This window comes from Catellatospora coxensis, from assembly GCF_016862635.1.
Lineage (GTDB): Bacteria > Actinomycetota > Actinomycetes > Mycobacteriales > Micromonosporaceae > Catellatospora > Catellatospora coxensis.
In genome coordinates, this window is record NZ_BONI01000024.1 from 1 (window position 1) to 18096 (window position 18096).

12 protein-coding genes and 1 pseudogene are annotated in these 18096 nt (G+C 72.8%); 8 read left to right on the forward strand and 5 right to left on the reverse strand.

Annotated features, from left to right (window positions below):
- Positions 1-364 precede the first annotated feature (364 nt).
- The 3 genes from Cco03nite_RS15855 to Cco03nite_RS15865 all read left to right on the forward strand — a co-directional run bounded on the left by Cco03nite_RS15855 (position 365) and on the right by Cco03nite_RS15865 (position 6523).
- On the forward strand, positions 365-3592 hold the full coding sequence (locus Cco03nite_RS15855; protein ID WP_373314253.1) for a beta-phosphoglucomutase family hydrolase: 3228 nt from the start codon (positions 365-367) through the stop codon (positions 3590-3592).
- Positions 3593-3673: 81 nt separating this feature from the next.
- The gene (locus Cco03nite_RS15860) at positions 3674-3880 is read left to right on the forward strand and encodes a DUF1918 domain-containing protein (RefSeq protein ID WP_203692864.1); all 207 of its coding nucleotides are present in this window, start codon (positions 3674-3676) and stop codon (positions 3878-3880) included.
- A 27-nt stretch (positions 3881-3907) separates the two neighbouring features.
- Positions 3908-6523: a cation-translocating P-type ATPase gene (locus tag Cco03nite_RS15865; protein ID WP_203692865.1), complete on the forward strand. Its 2616-nt coding sequence runs from the start codon at positions 3908-3910 to the stop codon at positions 6521-6523.
- Here the strand turns inward: Cco03nite_RS15865 and fdhF are convergent.
- The 4 genes from fdhF to Cco03nite_RS15885 form a co-directional block, all read right to left on the reverse strand.
- Positions 6495-9155 (reverse strand): formate dehydrogenase subunit alpha, encoded by a 2661-nt coding sequence (gene fdhF, locus Cco03nite_RS15870; RefSeq protein ID WP_203692866.1) that lies wholly within the window; start codon positions 9153-9155, stop codon positions 6495-6497. The two genes, Cco03nite_RS15865 and fdhF, sit on opposite strands and share 29 nt — an antisense overlap.
- Positions 9152-10774 (reverse strand): NAD(P)H-dependent oxidoreductase subunit E, encoded by a 1623-nt coding sequence (locus tag Cco03nite_RS15875; protein WP_239167406.1) that lies wholly within the window; start codon positions 10772-10774, stop codon positions 9152-9154. The genes fdhF and Cco03nite_RS15875 overlap by 4 nt, the downstream gene beginning before the upstream one ends.
- Before the next feature lie 132 nt (positions 10775-10906).
- A complete protein-coding gene (locus Cco03nite_RS15880) occupies positions 10907-12160 on the reverse strand; it encodes an erythromycin esterase family protein (RefSeq protein ID WP_203692867.1) in 1254 nt (417 codons plus the stop codon).
- 109 nt (positions 12161-12269) lie between these two features.
- The gene (locus Cco03nite_RS15885) at positions 12270-13250 is read right to left on the reverse strand and encodes a magnesium transporter (RefSeq protein ID WP_203692868.1); all 981 of its coding nucleotides are present in this window, start codon (positions 13248-13250) and stop codon (positions 12270-12272) included.
- 489 nt (positions 13251-13739) lie between these two features.
- Here Cco03nite_RS15885 and Cco03nite_RS15890 point away from each other — a divergent pair, with 489 nt between their 5' ends.
- The 3 genes and pseudogenes from Cco03nite_RS15890 (at position 13740) to Cco03nite_RS15900 (ending at position 14754) form a co-directional block, all read left to right on the forward strand.
- Positions 13740-14237: an adenosine-specific kinase gene (locus Cco03nite_RS15890; protein WP_203692869.1), complete on the forward strand. Its 498-nt coding sequence runs from the start codon at positions 13740-13742 to the stop codon at positions 14235-14237.
- Between the two features lie 48 nt (positions 14238-14285).
- Positions 14286-14468 (forward strand): annotated as a pseudogene (locus Cco03nite_RS43170) (transposase family protein); the annotation flags it as partial.
- Between the two features lie 73 nt (positions 14469-14541).
- Positions 14542-14754 (forward strand): transposase, encoded by a 213-nt coding sequence (locus Cco03nite_RS15900; protein ID WP_203692870.1) that lies wholly within the window; start codon positions 14542-14544, stop codon positions 14752-14754.
- A gap of 14 nt (positions 14755-14768) precedes the next feature.
- Here Cco03nite_RS15900 and Cco03nite_RS15905 read toward each other — a convergent pair whose 3' ends face one another.
- Positions 14769-15134 carry an HIT family protein gene (locus Cco03nite_RS15905; RefSeq protein WP_203692871.1) on the reverse strand — a complete coding sequence of 122 codons (366 nt, stop codon included), beginning with the start codon at positions 15132-15134 and terminating at the stop codon, positions 14769-14771.
- A 299-nt stretch (positions 15135-15433) separates the two neighbouring features.
- Here Cco03nite_RS15905 and Cco03nite_RS15910 point away from each other — a divergent pair, with 299 nt between their 5' ends.
- Positions 15434-16441 (forward strand): Acg family FMN-binding oxidoreductase, encoded by a 1008-nt coding sequence (locus Cco03nite_RS15910; protein ID WP_239167407.1) that lies wholly within the window; start codon positions 15434-15436, stop codon positions 16439-16441.
- Positions 16442-16854: 413 nt separating this feature from the next.
- Positions 16855-17982 (forward strand): CBS domain-containing protein, encoded by a 1128-nt coding sequence (locus Cco03nite_RS15915; protein ID WP_203692872.1) that lies wholly within the window; start codon positions 16855-16857, stop codon positions 17980-17982.
- The last annotated feature ends 114 nt before the right edge of the window (positions 17983-18096 follow it).

Below are 18096 nucleotides of genomic sequence, written 5' to 3' on the forward strand. Positions count from 1 at the left end.
GCGAAACAGGAACCCCCGAGGGCGACCAAGGGAATCCCCGTCCATTAGTGCGGGGAGGATGTCAAACGTTGACCGCGACGGAAAATGCCGTCGTGCTTCTCACCGTGGCCAAGCACCCATAGCCGAGCTGCTCGGCGCACCAGCGCGGTGCTGCGGGTCAGTTCGGGTGCCGGTTGTCGGGGTCCGATGTACAGCCCGGTCGCAGGTACCTCGGACACGGCGATTTCTGATGGCGTACGGCCGGCGGCGCATACCGTGTAAGCATGGACGTCGCAGCCCTCCAGGCGCGCAGGGCGTGGGCGGAGTCGGCACGTGGCGAGCTCGCCGGGCCTTCGGTTCTGGCGCAGGTGCTCGTCAGTCCGTCGTGAGCGCGACAGCCGCGGCTCGCCCGGAGAACACCGGGGTGCTGCGTGTCGACCAGGTCGACGCGGTGGTGTTCGACCTCGACGGCGTGCTGACCGATACCGCGCGGCTGCACGCCGCCGCTTGGAAGCAGGCCTTCGACGACGCCCTGCGCGCTCACGACGGCGCGGGTTTCACACCGTTCGACCTCGACGCCGATTACCGGGCTCACGTCGACGGGCGGCCACGTCTGGACGGCGCGCGGGCGTTCCTCGCGTCACGGCACCGGCTGCTGCCGGACGGCAGTCCCGCCGACCCGCCCGGCGTGGAGACGGTGTGGGCAGTGGCGAACCGGAAGAACCAGCTGTTCACGGAACTGCTCGACGAGCGTGGCGTACGTACGTTCGACTCCTCGGTCGACCTCGTGCGGGCGCTGCGGGCCGCCGGCGTGGCCACCGCGGTCGTCACGGCGAGCCGCAACGCAGGGCGGGTACTCGCCGCGACCGGCCTCGCCGAGCTGTTCGACGCGCGCGTCGACGGTGAGGACGCGGCGGCGCTGCGCCTGCCCGGCAAACCCGACCCGGCCACGTACCTGGAAGCGGTCCGGCGTCTCAACGTCTCGCCCGACCGTGCGGTGATCGTCGAGGACGCGCTGGCCGGCGTCGAGGCGGGCCGCCGGGGCGGGTTCGGTCTGGTGGTCGGCGTGGACCGGCGGGGCCGTCCCGGCCTGCTGGAGGCGGCGGGCGCCGATCTGGTCGTCACCGATCTGGCCGCCCTCACCCTGGACCCGTCTCATCCACGCCGCCCGCCCGGCCTGGCCGAGGCCGGGCGCGACTTCTGCGGCGGCGGCCAGGCGGGAGACGGCTGGGTGCTGTGCTACGAGGGTTTCGATCCCGCCCGAGAAGGCCTGCGGGAAGCGCTGTGCACCACCGGCAACGGATATCTCGGCACGCGCGGCGCCGTGCCGGAAGCCCGTGCCGACGGGGTGCACTATCCCGGCAGCTACCTCGCCGGTGTCTACAACCGGCTGCTCACCCGGGTGGAGGACCGCACGCTGGAGCATGAGCACCTGGTGAACGTGCCGAACTGGCTGTGTCTGCGGTTCCGCGCCGAGGGTGACGACTGGTTCCAGCCGTCCACCGCCGACCTTGTCGCGTACCGCACCGAGCTCGACCTGCGCTGCGGCGTGCTCACCCGCAGCCTGCGGTTCCGTGACAGGCGCGGCCGCCACACGGCGGTCACGCAGCGGCGCCTGGTGCACATGGGCTGGTCGCATCTGGCCGCGCTGGAGACCGTGTTCACGGCCGAGGACTGGTCCGGCACGGTCGAGGTGTGCTGCGGAGTCGACGGGGAGGTCGTCAACGCCAACCTGCCCGAGGACGCCCCGCTGGCCAAGACGCACCTGCTGGGGGAGAGCGCCATGGCCGAGGGCGACCTCGCCGCGCTGACCGTCGTGACGACGCAGTCACGGGTCCGTATCGCGACCGCGGCCCGCACCGTCGTCCGCGACGGCGCGGGCCGCCCGCTGGCCGTGCCGCGCGATCCGGTGGTTCGGGAGCGCTTTGCGGGGCAGGCGCTGCGATGCGAGCTGGCGCGGGGTCGGCCGCTGGTGGTGGAGAAGGTCGTCGCGGTGGCCACCTCGCGTGACCCCGGGATCAGCGAGCCGATGCTGGCCGCGAGGGAAGCCGTGGCGGGCGCGGGCGCCTTCGCCGAGCTGCTGGACTCCCAGCAGGCGGCGTGGGCTGCGCTGTGGGAGCGGTTCGACCTGGCCGTGGATGCCGACGACGAGGTGGTGCTCGCCTTGCGGCTGCACACCTTCCACCTGTTGCAGACCCTGTCGCCGCACACCGCCCAGCTCGACGCGGGGGTGCCGGCCCGCGGGCTGCACGGGGAGGGCTACCACGGGCATGTGTTCTGGGACGAGATGTTCGTGTTCCCGGTGCTGAATCTGCGGCTGCCCGCGCTGTCGCGGGCGCTGCTGCTGTACCGGTGGCGGCGGCTGGACGCCGCCCGGCGAGCCGCGCGGGCCGCGGGCCGGGCCGGGGCGATGTACCCGTGGCAGAGCGGCAGCGACGGCCGGGAGGAGACGCCGCTGGAGCTGTACGACCAGGTCATGGGCCGGTGGGTTCCGGACTTCTCGCATCTGCAGCGCCACGTCGGCATCACGATCGTCTACGACATCTGGCAGTACTACCAGGTCACCGGTGACGTGGACTTCCTCGCCGAGTACGGCGCCGAGACGGTCGTCGAGATCGCCCGGTATCTGGCCGGGCTCACGGACTACGACCCCGACGACGACCGCTACGGGATCTCCGGCGTCGTCGGGCCGGACGAGTACCACGACGCCTACCCGGGCGCGGCGGAGCCGGGCCTGCGAGACAACACGTACACCAACGTGATGACCGCGTGGGTGCTCTGCCGCGCGCTCGACGTGATCGCGCTGCTGGCCGGCCACCACTGCGGCCGGCTGTGGGCGCGGCTCGGCCTCAGCGAGACGGAGACCCGCTGGTGGGAGCGGATCAGCCGCCGCATGCGGGTGCCGTTCCACGACGGTGTGATCAGCCAGTTCGCCGGCTACGGCGACCTGGCGGAGTTCGACTGGGCCGGTTACCGGCAGCGCTGCGGCGACCTCGTCGGCATCGACGCGCTGCTGCGCCGGGAGGGTGACTCGCCGAACCGGTACCGGCTGTCCAAGCAGGCGGACGTGCTGATGCTGCTGTACCTGCTGTCGGCCGAGGAGCTGCGGGAGCTGTTCGGCCGCCTGGGCTACCCGCTGGAACCGGCGACCGTCGAGCGCACCGTCGCCTACTACCTGGCCCGCGTCGCCCACGGGTCGAGCCTGAGCCGGATCGTGCACAGCTGGGTGCAGGCCCGCGCCGACCGCGAGCAGTCCTGGAAGCTGTTCGCCGAGGCGCTGCGCGCCGACCTCGCCGACACCCGCGGCGGCAGCACGCGCAACGGCGTGCATCTGGGCGCCATGGCCGGCACCATCGACCTGGCCATGCGCTGCTACACGGGCCTGGAGACCCGCGGCGACGTGCTCTACCTGCACCCGCTCCTGCCCGCGGAGCTGCGCGCGCTGCACGTGGAAGTGCTCTACCGCGGGCACTGGGTCGTGATCGACGTCGACCATCAGCGGTTGCGGGTCGCGCTGCGGCCCTGCGAGGCGGCGCCGATCAGTATCTGCGTCGACGGGGTGGTGCACCGCCTGGCAGCCGGCCGCCATCGCGAGTTCCGACGGTCGGGCTGATCGGTATCGCCCAGTCTGGGAGGTTCGGGACTTTTCAGGGTTCCCAGGCCGGTCGGTGGACGTCGGGAGCACAGTGGAGGCATGAGGGCACATGTCGGAGACCGCCTGGTACTCGAAGCCATCCACGTCGGCGAGCCGCGGCGGGTGGGTGTCATCACGGAGCTGCGCCATCCGGACGGCACGCCGCCCTACATGGTGCGGTGGCTGGACACCGACCGCGAGAGCATGGTGTTCCCGGGTTCGGAGGCGCACATCGAGCCGCCCCACGCGCCACACCACGCGCACTAGCACATCTCGTACCGCGGAATCCGTCCGATGAGCGGACCGCACACCCGTCCTGCGGCGCAGTCGGCGGCTGCGAGCGTGCCTGCTGGAGGGCTCACCGCAGCGCAGGTGGGCCGCCAACGCACCCGGTCCGGCCCGAACACGCTGCCCGCGGCCCGCCGGCCGCCGGTCTGGCTGCTGCTGATCCGGCAGCTCACGCATTTCTTCGCCCTGTTGCTGTGGCTGGCGGCCGCGCTCGCCCTGCTCGCCGGGATGCCGCAACTCAGCGTCGCGATCATCATTGTCGTGCTGGTCAACGGCGTGTTCGCGTTCGTCCAGGAGTACCGCGCCGACCGGGCGGTGGAGCGCCTGCGTGACCTGCTGCCCGCACAGGCCGTCGTACGCCGGGACGGCCACCGCCGCACCGTGGCCGCGGCCGACCTGGTACCCGGCGACGTCGTCCTGCTGGAGGCCGGTGACCGGGTCAGCGCCGACCTGGACCTGCTGTCGGCGGCCGGCCTGGCGGTCGACGAGTCGCTGCTGACCGGGGAGAGCGTGCCCCGCCGGGCGCAGGCCGGACAGGTGCTGTACGCCGGCACGTTCGTCGTGGAGGGCGCGGCAGAGACCGTCGTGGCGGCTACCGGGGCGCGTACCCGGCTGGCCGGCATCGCCGCGATCAGCCAGGCGGCCCGCCGCCCGCCCAGCCCGCTGGCGGTGCGGCTGGGCCGCGTGGTGCAGGTCGTCGCGGTGACCGCGGTCGCGGCGGGCAGCGTGCTGTTCGGCGTCGGGCTCCTGCTCGGGCTGCCCCCGCGGCAGGGTTTCCTGTTCGCGCTCGGGGTGACCGTCGCCCTGGTGCCGGAGGGCCTGCTGCCCACGGTGACGCTGGCCCTGGCGTACGGCGCGCACGCGATGGCCCGCCGCAACGCCCTCGTCCGCCGTCTGGAGGCGGTGGAGACGCTGGGTTCGGTGACCTTCATCTGCACCGACAAGACGGGAACGCTCACCTGTAACCAGATGACAGTGGCACAGGTGTGGACCCCCGCAGGACAGGCCCGCGTCACCGGCCAAGGCTACGACCCCCACGGACGCATCGACGCCGCGCCCGCCGTCGCCGCGCAGGTTGCCGAGCTGGCCTACGCGGCCGTGCGGGCCTCGCGAGGCAGGCTCACCCCCCATGGCGAGGCGTGGCAGCCGCACGGCGACCCGATGGAGGTGGCGCTGCACGTCCTCGCCCTGCGTGCGGGAGTCGACGTGGATGCTCGTTCGCAGCGCGAGCCGGAGCAGCTGTGGCTGCCCTTCGATCCGCAGCGGCTGCGTGCGGCGAGCCTGTGCGGCGGAACGCTGTACGTCAAGGGCGCCCCGGAGCGGCTGCTGGCCGACTGCCGCGGCGACATCCAGGCCGCGCTGCAGGCCGCACACACCATGGCCGACGACGGCCTGCGGGTGCTCGCCGTCGCCCGCCAGCCCGGCGTCACGGCGGCCACCGCGCCTACCGCCTCCTCCCTCGACCTGCTCGGGGTGGTCGGCCTGCTCGACCCGCCCCGCCCGGACGTCGGCGGGGCCGTGGCCGCCTGCCGTCGCGCCCACATCCGCCTCGCGATGGTCACCGGTGACCACCCGGCCACCGCCCGGGCCCTGGCCGTGCGGGTGGGGCTGTGTGCTTCCGAACCGGTCGTGGTGACCGGCGACCAGTTGCCCGCCAGCGATCGGGAGCTGGGCGAGCTGGTGGACCGCGACGGCGTCGTCGTCGCGCGGGTCACTCCGGAGCAGAAGCTGCGGATCGCCAGGGCGCTGCGGTCGCGCGGGCACGCGGTGGCGATGACGGGCGACGGCGTCAACGACGCACCCGCACTGCGGGAGGCCGACATCGGCATCGCGATGGGCGCCTCCGGCAGCGACGTCGCCCGGGAGAGCGCCGACCTGGTCCTGCTCGACGACCACTTCGCGACCATCGTCGCCGCGGTGGAGACCGGCCGGGCCACCTTCGCCAACATCCGCCGCTTCCTGACCTACCACCTCACCGACAACGTGGCCGAGCTGGCCCCGTTCGTGGTCTGGGCGCTGACCGGCGGGGCGTTCCCGCTGGCCATCGGGGTGCTGCAGATCCTGGCCCTGGACATCGGCACGGACCTGCTGCCGGCGCTGGCGCTCGGCGCCGAACCACCCAACCCGCGCACGCTGGCCGGACCGGCGCGAACCGGGCAGCTCATCGACCGCAGGCTGCTCGCGCGTGCCTTCGGTGTGCTCGGCCCGGCCGAGGTCATGGTGTCGCTGGGCGCGTTCGCAGCGGTGCTGATCGCGGGCGGGTGGCGCTGGGGTCTGACGCCGTCCGCGGAGTTGCTGGCCGCGGCGTCGGGCGCCGCGTTCGCCGCGATCGTGCTCGGGCAGCTGGCCAACGCCTTCGCGTGCCGCAGCGAGGTGCGCCCGGCGTTCCTGCTGGATCCGCGCCGTAACCCGCTGCTGCTGTGGGCTGTGGCCACCGAACTGGTGCTGCTGTGCGCGTTCCTGGGCGTGCCGGTCGTCGCACGGACGCTGGGCGGGTCGTGGCCGCCCGCCTTCGGCTGGGCGCTGGCGGCCCTGGCCGTGCCCGTGCTCCTGCTGGCCGATGCGGCGCACAAGGCGTGGCGCGGCGGTCGGCTCAGCGCGGCCGCAGCTGTACGGCGGTGACCTTGTACTCCGGGCAGGAGGTCACCTCGTCCACCGCCGCGGAGGTGAGCAGGTTCGCGGCCACATCCGGGAAATGGAACGCCATGAACACCTGCCCGAGGGCCATCTCCGAGGTCAGGCGGGCCGTCGCGGTGACGCTGCCGCGCCGGCTGGTGATCTCTACGGCCGCGCCGTCGCGCAGGCCGAGCGCCGCGGCGTCGGCGGGGTGCATGTCGAGGGTCTCGTGCGGCTGCAACGCCAGGTTGGGTGTGCGCCGAGTCATCGTGCCGGCGTTGTAGTGCGTCAGCCGGCGTCCCGTGATGAGCACGTACGGGTAGGCCTCGTCCGGCTGCTCGCCGGGCGGCAGCCATTCTCTGGCGGCGAGCTGCGCCCGGCCGTTCGGCGTGGCGAACGACCGCAGGTGCAGGCGCGGCTGCCCGGGGTCGTCGGTGGAGCGGCACGGCCAGTGCAGGGGTCCTTCGCGGTCCAGGCGCGCGTGCGAGACCCCCGCGAACAGCGGCGCGACCCGGGCGCATTCGTCCAGCGCCGCGGCGGGCGTGGCACAGCCGAGATCACCGCCGAGCGCGGCCGCCACCGCCTGGATGATCGCGAAGTCGGCCCGTGCCGATCCCGGTGTCGGCAGGGCGGGACGGACCCGCTGGAAGCGGCGGTCGAAGTTGACGAACGTGCCGTCCTTCTCCAGGAACGACGCGCCCGGCAGCACCACGTCGGCCAGCCGCGCGGTGTCGGTCAGGAAGATCTCCTGGCAGACGACGAACTCGCACGCGGCCAGCGCCGCGCGCACGTGGCCGCTGTCCGGGTCGGTCTGCGCGATGTTCTCGCCGAAGACGTACAGCGCCCGCAGGCGGCCGTCGAGCGCCGCGTCGAACATCTCCGGGATACGCAGGCCCGCACGGTCCGGTACGGGGCAGCCCCAGACCTGCGCACACCGTGCCCGCGCCTGGGCGTCGGCGACGGGCCGGTAGCCGGGCAGCAGATCCGGCAACGCGCCCATGTCGGACGCGCCCTGCACGTTGTTCTGCCCGCGCAACGGGTTCACGCCGCCGCCGTGCTGCGTGCCGACCGCACCGCGCAGGATCGCCAGATTCGCCAGCGTCCGCACACCGTCCGTGCCGTGCGCATGCTCGGTGACCCCCAACCCGTAAATGATCATCGGGGTCTGTGCCGTGCCGTACAGCCGGGCCGCCTCCCGCAGCGCGGGCGGCGCCACCCCGCTGAGCTGCGCGACCCGTTCCGGCGAGAACCGGCGCAGCTGCTCCCGGAGGATGTCGAGCCCGTCCGCGCGGTCGGCGAGAAAACCGGGGTCGGTCCAGCCCTGCTCCAGCATGATCCGGGCCAGACCGTTGAACACCGCCACGTTACTGCCGGGGCGGGCGGCCAGGTGCACGTCGGCGAGCGCCGCCAGCTCGGTGCGGCGCGGGTCGATCACCACCAGCTTCGCGCCCGACAGCGCCCGCTGCCGGATACGCGCGCCGATCACGGGGTGCGCCTCGGTCGGGTTGGCTCCGGCGACCAGGAGGCAGCCGGCGCGCTCGATGTCCTCGGCGGGGTTGGTGCCGCCCGCCAGGCCGAACGCCGCTGTCAGCCCGGCTGCCGAGGGCGCGTGGCAGATGCGCGAGCAGTTGTCGACGTTGTTGGTGCCGACCACCGCGCGCATCAGCTTCTGCATCAGGTAGTTCTCCTCGTTGGTGGCGCGGGCCGAGGAGATCGCCGCGACGGCGTCCGGTCCGTGGCGGCCGATGACACCGCCGATGCGTTCGCCGATCAACGCGAGCGCGTCCTCCCAGCTCGCCGGTGCGAGCCGGTCACCGTCGCGGATCAGCGGGGTGGTCAGCCGGTCGGGCGAGGTCGCGAAGCCGTACGCGAACCGGCCCTTCACGCAGGCGTGGCCGCGGTTGACGGGACCGCGGCGATCGGGGGTGATCTGGTCGACCCCGCCGTCGGCGACGTGCACGGTCAGCGCGCACCCGACACCGCAGTACCCGCACGTGGTGTCCACCGCGATCGGCGAAACGGGGGCGACCTGCCGTCCCGCCTGGGTGATGGCACCGGTCGGGCAGGTGTCGACGCAGCCGCCGCAGGAGACGCACGCCGACTGCGCCCAGCTGCCCGGACCGGGCGCGACGACCGTGTCGGCGCCGCGGCCGGCCAGCGTCAGAGCGAACGTGCCCTGCACGTCGTCGCACATGCGCACACATCGCACGCACGCGATGCACAGATCCCGGTCCAGGTGCACGTAGGGGTGCGAGTCGTCGCGGCCCAGCCCGCGCCCGGCCGCCGCGAACGCCCCGGCGTCCACGCCGAGCTCGCGGCATCGCGCGGCCAGTTCCGTGGGCAGCTCCCGCGCCTCGCGGGGCAGCCGCTCGACGGTCAGCTCCAGCACCTGCCGCGCCATCGCGACGACATCAGGTTCCCGGGTGCGGATGACGTCGCCGTCGGCAGCCGGCGTCGCGCAGGCCGCGACGACGCCGCGGCCGTCGACGCGTACCAGGCACAGCCGGCAGCTGCCCGACGGGCTGAACCGGTCGTCGTGGCACAGGGTCGGCACCGCGGCACCGGCTGCCCGCGCCGCCTCCAGCACCGTCGCGCCGGGCGCCGGCTCGACCTCCCGGCCGTCGACGGTGACCCTCATCCGCAGTCCTCGCCCAGCGCCCGCCGGAGGCTGCGCACCGCGCGTGGCACGCCACGGCCGAAGGGGCACAGGCTCGCCACCTCCATCAGCTCCAGCAGCGGCGTGTCCGCCGAGGCGGCAGCCGGGTCGGCGGCACCGCGGCGGGTGCCTTCGCGGCACGGGGTGCACGCGCCGCAGCTCTCGCTCGCGTAGAACCGCCACAGGTGAGCCAGCAGCTGCGCGGCGGTCACCGAGTCGTCGACGGCGATGATGCCGCCGTGGCCGAGCGCGACCCCGGCGGCGTCGAGCGCCGAGGCCAGCAGCGGCAGGTCGAGCTGGTCGGGGGCCAGGAAGCCGCCCAGCGGCCCGCCGACCTGCAGGGCCCGCAGGTGCCGGCCCGCCGCGAGGCCGCCGCCGAGGTGGTACACGACGTCGCGCAGCGGCGTGCCCAGCTCGACCTCGTACGCGCCCGGACGGGTGAAGCGCTCGTTGAGGCACACCACCAGCGTGCCGGTCTCGGGCGCGCGGCCCAGCCGGGCGTAGGCGTCCCCGCCGGCGTCCACGATCCTGGGCACGGCGGCGAGGGTCTCCACGTTGTTCACCGCGGTCGGCCGCCCGAACAGGCCGTACTCGGCCGGGTAGGGCGGGCGCAGCCGCACGCTGCCGCGCAGCCCGCTCATCGAGCGCAGCAGCGACGTCTCCTCACCGGCGACGTAGGAGCCGGCTCCCTCGACGACGGTGACGTCGAAGTCCATGCCCCCGTGCACCGCCCGCCCGAGGTGCCCTGCCGCACGGGCCTGCTCGACCGCGCGGCGAATGCTGCCCAACGCCTGCGGATACTCCGAGCGCACGTACACGAACCCGCGGCTCGCGCCGCAGGCCAGCCCGGCCAGGGCCAGGCCCTCCAGCACGAGGTCCGGGCTGCGTTCCATGAGCAGGCGGTCGGCGTACGAACCGGGGTCGCCCTCGTCGCCGTTGGCGACCACGTAGCGCGGCGCCGGTTGCGCGCCGACGGCCTGCCACTTGCGCGCGGCGGGGAACCCCGCGCCGCCCCGCCCCCGCAGGCCCGACCGGTTGATCTCGTCCACGATCAGCGCAGCGGCGTCGACCCGGCCTGCCAGCCGCGACCAGACACGCCAGCCCGGTCCGGCGGCCAGCCCACGCAGCGCCACGGGGCCGGCCGCCGCCCGGACCGGGATCGGCGGCGCCCGGCGCGGGGCCCGGCCGGTCAGCTGTCCGGCGACGTCGCTGCCGGCCAGCGGCGTGTCACCGTCCAGGACCGCCGGGCCGCCGTAGCAGAACCCCAGGCAGTGCACCGCCTGCAGAGACGTCGAGCCGTCGGCGCTGCACGTGCCCGCGGCCACACCGAGGGCCCGCTCGACCTGGGCGACGTGCTGCCCGCCGCCGGCGATGAAGCAGGCGGTGCCCGCGCAGACCCGCACGTGCCGCGCACCCCGCGGGGCGCTCAGATCCCGGAAGTAGCCGACGGTTCCGTGAACGGCCGCGGTGGGCAACCCGGCATCCGCCACCGCCGCGCCGCCCACAGTTGCTAGCCGCAGCCGGTCCAGCACGCCGGTGTCGCCCTCGCGCGCGACCAGTTCCTCCAACGCACTGCGGCCAGGCCGCATCCCGTCCGGCACCGCCCCGCCATCCTCCTCGTCACGACCCGCTTCACCCGATTATCAGGCGCTGGGTGGGTCGCCGTCGGGCCGATCGCGCAGACCGGAGCGGCATGGCCGGTGCCATGGCGGTGACAGCGTCGCCGGGCCGCCTCACACCCCGCTGGGATAGGTCTCCATCTCGCCCGGCGCGGGCTGCGCGTGCAGCGGGTGGACGGCGGTGGTCTGGTCGCACCACACGAAGGCGTCGTAGCGTTCGCCCAGCCGGGTGGGCACGTAGTTGCCGGACCGTTCGCGCCCGGGGTGGTAGACGACGCCGACAGCGCGGTGGTCAAGTACCTCGGTGAGCCAGGGCGGCCCGTCGGTGTCGGGGAAGACCAGCAGCGACGGGCCGGGCAGCCGGTGGTGGAGCAGGTCCTCCAGCGACCCGGCCCGCGCCGGTGGCATGGTCATGACCTGGCGGGGCGCGGCCCAGCCCGGGGCGGCCATGACTTGGCCCCGGTGGCAGCCGAACCCGACGAGGACCACGGCGTCGCGACCGTGCCGGTAGCGGGCGAGCTGCCCGATGTTGACCATGTTGGCCGCGGCCATGTCGGTGGCGCGGGCGTCGCCGACATGGGTGTTGTGCGCCCAGACCACGGCCTTGGCCGCGGGGCCGTGGTGGTTCAGGAGCCGGTCGAGGGTGTCGGCCATGTGCACGTCGCGTACGTTCCACGAGTGCGCCCCGCCGCCGATCATCGCCCGGTAGTAGCGCTCGGCGTCGGCGACGATCTGGGCGTTCTGCCACACGTCGAACCGCGTCGCGCCGTCCAGCGACATCTGCGCCCGCGCCTGCGCCAGCAGCCGCGCGACCTCGTCCTCGCAACCGGCCGATACGAACCGGCACGCCAGCGCGTACTCCTGCGGTTCGCGCGAGTACGGCTGGAAGCAGCGGTAGGCGTCCCAGACGGCGTCCAGGCCGGCCGGGTCGTGCTCGCGGACGTACTCGACGATGACCTGCATCGACTCCCAGAGGCTGTAGACGTCGAGGCCGTAGAACCCGACGCGTCCGGCGGGCGGCTGGTTGAGGTTCCAGGCGCGCAGCCAGCGGCAGAACGCGGCGACCTCCGTGTTGGCCCACATCCAGGTGGGCCAGCGGGCGAACTCGTGCAGCGCCGTGATCGGATCCAGGCTGCCCGGCGCGCCGGTGACCGCGCGGTGCACCCGGTTGCAGTCGGGCCAGTCGCCCTCGACCGCGACGAACGAGAACCCGCGTTCGGCGATCAAGCGGCGGGTCAGCTGCTCGCGCAGCCGGTAGAACTCATGGGTACCGTGGCTTGCCTCGCCGAGCAGCACCAGCCGCGCGTCGCCGATCCGCTCCAGCAGCGCCGTGAAGTCGGCCGCAGTTCGCAAGGTCTGGACCAGCACGTCAGCTCACCTGCCACCCTCGCCGGACCACAGCCTCTGTATACGCCGAGGAGAAGGCCGTCCGCTGTCGAACACGTGCTCCCGGCAGCACTGCTTCCGCCATGACCGTTCACCCCAGCAGCAGGCTGACCGCCACCAGATAGATCAGGATGGACAGCAGGTCCTGCACCACGGTGGCCAGCGGACCGGAGCCGAAAGCGGGGTCGAAGCCGAGCCGTGCGAGCAGCCAGGGCAGTGCCATCGCGACGAGCGTGGCGATGGCACTGGCGGCCAGCACCGCGACGGCCACGGCGGCGGCCAGGGCGGGCTCGCCCCACACCAGAACGAGGACCGGCAGCAGCACGGCCGCCAGCAGCAGTCCCACCAGCAGCCCGGTGAGTGCCTCGCGGGTGGCGATGCGGCCGATGCCCACGCCGACGGACAGCCCTCGGATGGCCACGGTCTCGGTCTGGGTGCCGACCGCGTCGGCGAGGTAGACGATGCCTGGAATGAAGTAGGCGATGGCGACGTTGTCGACGAGCTGGTCTTCGAAGCCGGCCACCATCGCGGCGGACAGCAGCGCACCGGCCAGCCCCACGGCCAGCCACGGCATCCGGTGCCACAGCCGGCGGGCGACGCTCTCCTCGCTGGCGGTGCGGGCTCCGGCGGTGGTGTGCAGAAAGCCGCCGATCCGTGCGAGGTCCTCGTCGTGCTCCTCGAGCAGCACTCCGAGAAGTTGCTGCGGCGGGATGAGGCCATGGAAACGTCCTTGGCCGTCGACGACGGCGAGACCCGGTTCGCCGTGCTGTACGGCCTTCCAGGCGGCGCGTTCCTGATCGGTGCCTGGGGCTACCCGCGGCGGGTCGGGGTCCATGACGGAGCCGACCGTCCGGTCGCCGGGCGCGGCGAGCAGGCGTTCGATGGTGGCCAGACCGACGAGGACGCCCGCCCGGCAGACCGCGACGACCGCCGCGCTGTCGTAGTCCTGCCCGCGCATGGCGGCCAGCACAGCGTCAACGGTGTCGTGCGGAGCGGCTACCGGCACGCGCAGGCTGGCATGCCGGGCTGCGGTGCCGAGCGGCTGGACCGGGGCGACATCGCTGTCCCGCATCAGGCCCACGGCTCGGGGTCAGGCCGCCAGGCCACGGTGCCCGACCTGGACCCGCGAGCATCGCTGTGACGACGGCACATGGTCATCACCCCTCCGTGGCATCGTAGCCGGAACCTGACCGCCCGGTTAACCTCATTGTCCGGGTCGGCCAGCCCGGATGGAGCCGTTAGCCCGCGCACGGGCGACTTCGGTGCAGCACGATCGCAGGCGATGGCAGCGCCACTGCCAGACCGGGCACCTGCGATCCGGCAGTAGGCACGAGGTCGCGGTCGCTGATACCACGCCCCATGCCGAGCCGCTGACGGTCGTGGAGGCCGTGTGCCGATTCGATCGGCCGGCGCATCCGGCGGATGAAATCGTGCAGTGCCCGCGGCCTGCTTGACGGTGACGAAGGCGTCGCTGTGCTGCGACTTCGATCGACCGCGAATCGGCGACGCATTTCGGTCTAGAGTGCCAGGTTGGGAGGGTGATAACGCGAGGGGGCGCGACATGGCAGCCGGGTCCGTGGCCATCGAAGTGGTGGCTGTCGACCTGCCCGACGACGTAAACGTGATCATCGGGCAGTCGCATTTCATCAAGACGGTGGACGATCTGCACGAGGCGCTGGTGGGGGTCGGTTCGCAGCTGCGTTTCGGCATCGGATTCTGTGAGGCGTCCGGTGCTCGGCTGGTGCGACGTTCCGGCAACGACGGCGAGCTGACCGGGCTGGCGGTCGAGACGGCACGGCGGATCGGTGCCGGGCACTGCTTCGTGGTGATGCTGCGTGAGGGTTTCCCGGTCAACGTGCTGAACCAGGTCAAGTCCGTGCCGGAGGTATGCACGGTCTTCTGCGCCACGGCCAACCCGGTGCAGGTGCTGGTCGCCGTGACCGAGCTGGGCCGGGGGGTGCTCGGCGTCGTCGACGGCGGGCCGCCGCTGGGCGTGGAGACGGATGCGGACGCCGACACCCGGCGCGAGCTGCTCCGCGAACTCGGATACAAGCTGTGACCGAGCCGGGACATCGAATACCTCCGTGGATACTCCGGCCTTCAGGTCGTGGACAAAATCGTCTTCGCTGCCGACTGGATAGTCATCGCCCTGCGACTTCGCTCTCGCAAGCTGGTCTGCCCGTGTGGTCGGCAGAGCGTCGCTGCCTACGACCGGTCGTGGCGCTCGTGGCGGCATCTGGACTTCGGCAAGTGGAAGGTCATCATTCACGCCGAAGTCCGCCGGGTCGACTGCCGCGGCTGCGGCCGGGTGCGTACCGAGTGGATGCCGTTCGCCCGGCCCGGCGCTCGCTTACCGCATCGGCGTGGACGAGATCGCCTATCGAAAGGCCGCAAGTTCCTCACCATCGTCACCGATCACGACAGCGGCCAGCCTGTCCAACTCCCTGGCCGAAGGCATCAACGCCGGCATCCGCCTGATCCAGCACCGCGCTCACGGCTACGCCCGCCTCGACAACTTCACCGAAATGATCTACCTGTGCCACGGTGGCATACCCGCATGCCTGCCCACTACCTGACCGCCGGGAACCGGCTACATGCCGGGCCCATCTGGCGGCCGGTTGGCCGGATCCTTGATCCACGACCGGATTCCACGACCCGCCAGGGGTTCACCCGCATACCGCGGCACCAGATGACAATGCGCATGCGGGATGCTCTGCCCACCGACCGGCTCCACATTCCAGCCGACATTCCAGCCATCGGGCCCATACCGATCCGCAATCAGCGCCTTCATCCCCCGAAGCAACCGTGCCGTCGACGCCCACTCCTGCTCCGTCAGATCGAACACCGTCACCCGGTGCGCCACAGGCAAAACCATGGCCGATCCGGACGGCGTCCCCGTGTCCCGCGTGAACATCGCGAAACACCACTGATCAGATAACACGATCTGGGGCTCCATCACTGGTAGGCAGAACGGGCAATCAACCATCCCGTCATGATCGCCCAGCGAAGCAGATCCCGCCTGCCCATAGGCACCTGAGAATTGGCACAGGTGTGCTAACTTGTTGTGGCTTGACCGACGAAAACCAAGCCGGCCGGGCCTACCGCCGGGCTGGCGGGCAGTCAGGTCTGTGGAGCCTGTGTAAGACCGATGGGCGGTACCCCGTCCCTTGCCGACGGCGGGTGAGCGCATTTCGCCGTTTCCGACGACGGTCGTGCGGTATCACCAAAGGAGGCAGGGTCGAAGGGGCCGACATCATGAATCAGGTGCAGACGGGGCAGTCGGATGACATCGTGCAGGCCTACCAGCATGCCGCCGAGGTCGGCGGGCGGGCACCGTCGGTGCACAACACCCAGCCCTGGCTCTGGTACGCCGGGCGGACCGGGTTGGAGCTGCGGGCCGACCGCAGCCGCCACTTGCCGACCGCCGACCCGGACGGCAGGCTGCTGACGATCAGCTGCGGAGCGGCACTGCACCACGCCCGGCTGGCGCTGTCAGCGGCGGGCTGGGCGCCCCACGTGGCCCGCCTGCACGACCCGAGGTCGGACGACAGGCTGGCGTGGATCACCGTTGCCGAGCATGCGGCCCCCAGCGCCCAGGACCGCCGCCTTTTCGAGGAGATCGACATCCGGCACACCGACCGCCGCCCCACAGTGGAGCTGCCGGTGCCGGCCGAGGCGCTGGCGCTGATCAGGCAGGCCGCCGCCGACGAGGGCGCCGGGCTGCACTGGCTCGGCCAACCGGACCTCGACGACCTGGCAGTTGCGGCCGCCCGCGCCAACGAGATCGGGCTGGCCGACCTCGACCAGCGCGCCGAGATGGACTACTGGGTCGGCGGCCGCCGCCCGGCCCGCACCGGCGTGCCCAGCGACGCGGTACCCGAGCGCGCGCCGCAGACCGACGTGCCCGGCCGGGACTTCGGCCACCCCGGCACCCTCGGGGTGGGGGAGGGCCACGCCCGCTCAGCGGTGTACGGCCTGCTCTACCGTCCCGGTGACGGCCCGGAGGACTGGCTGCGGGCGGGAGAGGCGCTGTCGGCGTGCTGGCTGAAGGCCACCGACCTCGGCGTCGCCGTCCTGCCGCTCAGCTCGGTCATCGAGGTCCCGGCGACCCGCGAGGTCCTGCGGCGGATGTTGTCCGGCGTCGGCCATCCGCTGCTGGTGCTGCGGTTCGGGCTGGCCGGCCCGGACCAGGCCCCGGTGCCTGGCACACCGCGGCTACCCACCGAACGGGTGGTGCGGCCGGGACCGTTCCCGCAGCCGTGAGCGGTCGGTGTCACCAGTTCGCGACCAGCCACCAAGCCGCCCACACCAGCAGTACCGCGATCAGCACCGCGATCAGCGGCGTCCAGTCACGGCCGCCCGTCCTGCTGCCGCGCATCGTCAACCGGACCGGGCGAGCAGCGAGATGAGGTCGACGCCCGACATAGCCCCTGGTGTCACCTCTGCCGTATGAGTGATCAGACCTCCACCTTTCATCCTGCGCCGAGTCGCGCCCGGTGTCGACGGGGCGCAAGCCCTTGAAGAGGGGATTTCTGCCTGCCCGGGCCGCTGCGAGGGCCGGGTGGGCGCGGGCGCGGCGCGGAACCGCACGATCCGCCCCGCGACGACACGTCCCGCGGGATCATGTGAGGGGCAGCCGGAGGCAGACGATGGACCAGCCCGCGGTACGTGATGTGATGACAGCCGACGTCCTGACCGTCGACCTCGACATGCCCTACGCCGAGATCGCCGCACTGCTGGCCGGGCACCGGATCAACGCCGTGCCCGTCCTGGACGATCTACGCCGCCTGGCCGGGATCGTCACCGAAGGCGACCTGCTGCGGCGCGTCGAGTTCCTCGGCGAGCCCGCAGACGCCACGCACCTGCTGGAACGGCCCTCGCGCAGAGCCGCACGCGAGAAGGCCAGGGCCGCGGTCGCCCGGCAGCTGATGACCGTTCCCGCCGTCACCGTGTCGCCTGACGCCGCGGTCGCCGACGCAGCCCGGCTCATGGCCGACCGGAACATCAAACAGCTGCCCGTGGTGGACCGGCAGGGACGGCTCGTCGGGATCGTCGCGCGGCGCAACCTGCTCGCGGTCTTCAAGCGCGCCGACACCGACATCAGAGCCGAGATCGTCGAGTCGATACTGCGCCGTGCGCTGCACCTGGAACCGGACGCCGTCACCGTCGACGTCCGCGACGGCGTCGTCAATCTGACCGGCAGGGTCCGGCAGGCCAGCAAGGGCCAGATCGCGGTACGGCTCGCCGAGGCGGTCACCGGGGTCACCGCCGTACTCGACCACATCAGGTTCGAGATCGACGACGAGCGGGCGGGCCGGCCTGCGGGGGAGCCCGCGGAAGCCTTCGGCACGCTGCTGGTGGTGGGCGTCGACGGGTCTGACGGCGGCCGGGAAGCGCTGAGGTGGGCGGTCGCGCACGCCGCCGACGTCGGCGGTTCGGTGCTGGCGGTCGCGGCATGGCACTGGCCCGAGGACGACCTCTCGACGACCCTGGAAGCCGACGAGCGGCGGCACCTGTCCGACATGCTCACTCGGGAGGTCGAGGCCCTGCCCGCGCGGCAGCGGGCGGCCGTGCCGCTGCGTACGAAGACCGTGCGGGGCAGGCCGGCCGAGGTGCTGTGCGCGGAGTCGGCCGGCGCGGCGCTGCTGGTTCTGGGACGTCACGGGCACAGCCGTGCTAGCGCCGCACGCGCGGGTTCGGTGAGCGAGGAGTGCATCCGCAGGGCGCCATGCCCGGTGCTGGTCGTGCCCCGGCCGCACCACGAGCCTGCGGCTGCGGCTAAGGCGCCGGCGGGGCCGGGCTGAGCCCACGCCGCCGCCTGCCCTGCACGGACGGGAACGATTCGGGGACCTCGGCACGGTGCCACAGGACTTCGGTCCCTAGCCGCAATGGCGGGGTGAGAGCGACGGTCGGAGAAC